Below are 2,863 nucleotides of genomic sequence, written 5' to 3' on the forward strand. Positions count from 1 at the left end.
GCGCGAGGTAGTACGCAGCGCGTTCTACCTCGCGCAGCACGTTCTACCTCGGCACCAGCACCAGCACCCGGCACCGCCAGCACCCGGCACCCGGCTCGCGGCTCGCGGCTCGCGGCACCCGGCACCCCCGTACCACCACCGCCGGCACCCCGGGCGGACGCGCCTTCCCGCCCCTCGGCGTAGCGTGGCCGCATGGTCGGCGACGGGAGGTCCGCGGGGACCCCGGGCACTCCGTGGGGCCCGCCCTGGCGTGGTGACCGGCCGGGACCGTTCCGCCCACGGGCCGGTGCCCGTGACGAGCACGGTGCCCCCGCAAGGCCCGGCCCGCACGGCCCGTGGTCCTGGCCGCACGACGGCAGCGAGAGCGGACCGAGCGACGACCCGACCGTGCCCGCCGACCTCACCGGCCCGTTCGACCACCGCCGACCGCGCCTCTTCCTCGCGATCGTCACGGCGTTCGTCGCGGTCATCGGCACCCTGGGTGCCGCGCACGGCCAGCCCGACGCCGAGCCGCTCGACGCGCTCGCGTTCGCCCTGTTGCTGGTCTCGCCCGTGGTGCTCGCGACCGCCCCGCGCCACCACGTCCTGGCTGCCACCCTGAGCCTCGCCGCGACGGGCGCCTACCTCCTCCTGGGCTACCCGTGGGGGCCTGTGTTCGTCCCGACCGTCACAGTCCTTGCGGGCGTGATGCTCGCGGGACCCGCTGCGCACGGGCGCGTCGTCGCGTGGTCGGGTGTCGTGGTGCTGGCGGGGATCACGGTCGCGGCGGCGACGCTGCGGGGCGGCCCTCCCGCGGTCGCGCTGCTCGGGGGGCTCGCGTGGACGACGGTCGCCCTCCTCGCTGCCGGAGGCGTCAGGGGTCGCGTCGCCCGGATGACCGCGGTCCGCGCGGCCCGCCGCGAGCACGAGCTCAACGCCGTGACGGCCGAGCGCCTGCGCATCGCGCGCGAGCTGCACGACGTCCTGGCCCACTCGTTGTCGGCGATCAACGTGCAGGCGGGCGTCGGGCTGCATCTCCTGGACCGCGACCCCGAGCAGGCGCGCGCCGCCCTCGCCGCGATCCGGTCGACGAGCCGCGAGTCGCTCGACGAGGTCCGGACCGTGCTCGGCATCGTCCGTGCCGAGGGCGGTGAGGTCCCCCGTTCACCCGCATGGGACCTCGGGGCACTGCCTCGGCTGGTGGGGCAGGTGCCGGGCGTCGTGGTCGGCCTCACGGTCGAGGACGCCGCTCACGACGCGGCCCCTCGCCTGGCCGGGATCGTCTACCGCGTGGTGCAGGAGTCGCTCACCAACGTGCAGCGGCACGCGGCGGGGGCCACGCGCGCGACGGTCGAGGTCCGGGTGGTCGGCACGGGCGAGGCGTCGTCCCCGCGCTCGGCCCGGCCCCGCACACTCGTTGTCACGGTGTCCGACGACGGAGCCGCCCGCGCGGACCGGCCGGCGGACCCGTCGTGGGCGGGCGGGCTCGACGACCGGCTCGTCACCGAGGGGTACGGCCTGCGGGGAATGCGCGAGCGTGTGACCGACGCGGGCGGGACCCTCACGGCCGGCCCCGGACCGCGGGGCGGATTCCTCGTCGAGGCGAGGCTCCCGTGGGAGGCGCGCGGCGCCGTCGGGCCGGACGACGACGACGCCACCACCGACCAGAACCCCGCAGAGCAGGAGGACCCATGATCCGCGTCGTGCTCGCCGACGACCAGAGCCTCGTGCGCGGCGGGTTCCGCGCACTGATCGACTCCGAGCCGGACCTCCAGGTCGTGGGCGAGGCAGCGACAGGAGACGACGCGGTGCGGCTTGCGCTCGACCTGCTGCCCGACGTCGTGCTCATGGACATCCGCATGCCCGGCCTCGACGGGCTCGAGGCGACGCGACGGATCGTGGCGGACCCGGCGGCGTCGGCCGTGCACGTGGTCGTCGTGACGACGTTCGAGCTCGACGAGTACGTGACCGAGGCGATCCGCGGCGGCGCGAGCGGGTTCCTCGTCAAGGACACCGAGCCCGAGGACCTGGTGCGCGCGGTGCGGGTCGTGGCGGGCGGGGACGCGCTGCTCTCCCCGACCGTGACCCGCCGGCTGCTCGCGCGCGTGGCCGACGCGACGCGCACCGTCGCCCCGGTGCCCGGACTGTCCGACCTCACGCCACGCGAGCACGAGGTCCTCGTCGAGGTCGCGCACGGGCTGTCCAACGAGGAGATCGCGCGGGCGCTCTACCTGTCGGAGTCGACCGTCAAGACCCACGTCTCGCGCGTCATGACCAAGCTGCGGGCGCGCGACCGGGCCCAGCTCGTGGTCGCGGCCTACGAGGCGGGCGTCGTGCGCCCCGGCTGGGGTCAGGGGCGCTGAACCCGCCGCGCTCCCTCGTCCGCGCGGTACCAGCGGGGTACTCGACAGACATCCCGGGGCCGACGACGGAGGCCGCCCCGGACGGAAGCCTGGAGACGTGGCCGCACCCCGCGGCCCGCACCGGCACCTCGCCGGACGACGACCAGGAGGCCCCCATGCTCACCACTCTCACGACCGCGACGACCGACGTCCTCGCCCACGGCGGCGCGGGCTGGGGCCCGGGACCGTGGTGGTTCGTCTTCCCGCTGCTGTGGTTCGCCCTGTTCGCCACGGTGATCTTCCTGTTCGCCCGCCGTGCCCGGCGCGGCGGACCCTGGGGCCACCCCGGCGGTCCGGGGGCCTGGCGGGGCGGAAACGACCCCGTCTCGATCCTGGGCGAGCGCTACGCGCGCGGGGAGATCGACGAGACCGAGTACCGCCAGCGCCTCGAGGTCCTCACGCCCCGGGACCGCTGAGCCCGACGAGCCGGACCTCCCGGAAACACCGAGTGCGGAGCAGGTGTCGTCGATGCGGCGCATCGA

At 75.8% G+C, this 2,863-nt stretch carries 3 protein-coding genes; all 3 read left to right on the forward strand.

Going from position 1 to position 2,863, the window contains the following annotated elements; all coding sequences use genetic code 11:
• Positions 1–387 precede the first annotated feature (387 nt).
• The 3 genes from ACFWFR_RS18905 (at position 388) to ACFWFR_RS18915 (ending at position 2,797) form a co-directional block, all read left to right on the forward strand.
• Positions 388–1,674, forward strand: a complete 1,287-nt coding sequence (locus ACFWFR_RS18905) for a sensor histidine kinase (RefSeq protein WP_377624122.1) — start codon at positions 388–390, stop codon at positions 1,672–1,674.
• Positions 1,671–2,342, forward strand: coding sequence for a response regulator (locus ACFWFR_RS18910; protein ID WP_377624124.1), 672 nt, complete (start codon positions 1,671–1,673; stop codon positions 2,340–2,342). The genes ACFWFR_RS18905 and ACFWFR_RS18910 overlap by 4 nt, the downstream gene beginning before the upstream one ends.
• Positions 2,343–2,497: 155 nt before the next feature.
• A complete protein-coding gene (locus ACFWFR_RS18915; RefSeq protein ID WP_056644373.1) occupies positions 2,498–2,797 on the forward strand; it encodes an SHOCT domain-containing protein in 300 nt (99 codons plus the stop codon).
• Positions 2,798–2,863: the final 66 nt, after the last annotated feature.

Origin of the sequence: Oerskovia sp. NPDC060287, from assembly GCF_042726775.1 — a bacterium.
GTDB classification, from domain to species: domain Bacteria; phylum Actinomycetota; class Actinomycetes; order Actinomycetales; family Cellulomonadaceae; genus Oerskovia; species Oerskovia merdavium.

Coding starts and splice junctions, on each gene's coding strand:
- ACFWFR_RS18910 (WP_377624124.1), top strand. CDS start 1,671: ATGATCCGCGTCGTGCTCGCCGACGACCAGAGCCTCGTGCGCGGCGGG.
- ACFWFR_RS18915 (WP_056644373.1), top strand. CDS start 2,498: ATGCTCACCACTCTCACGACCGCGACGACCGACGTCCTCGCCCACGGC.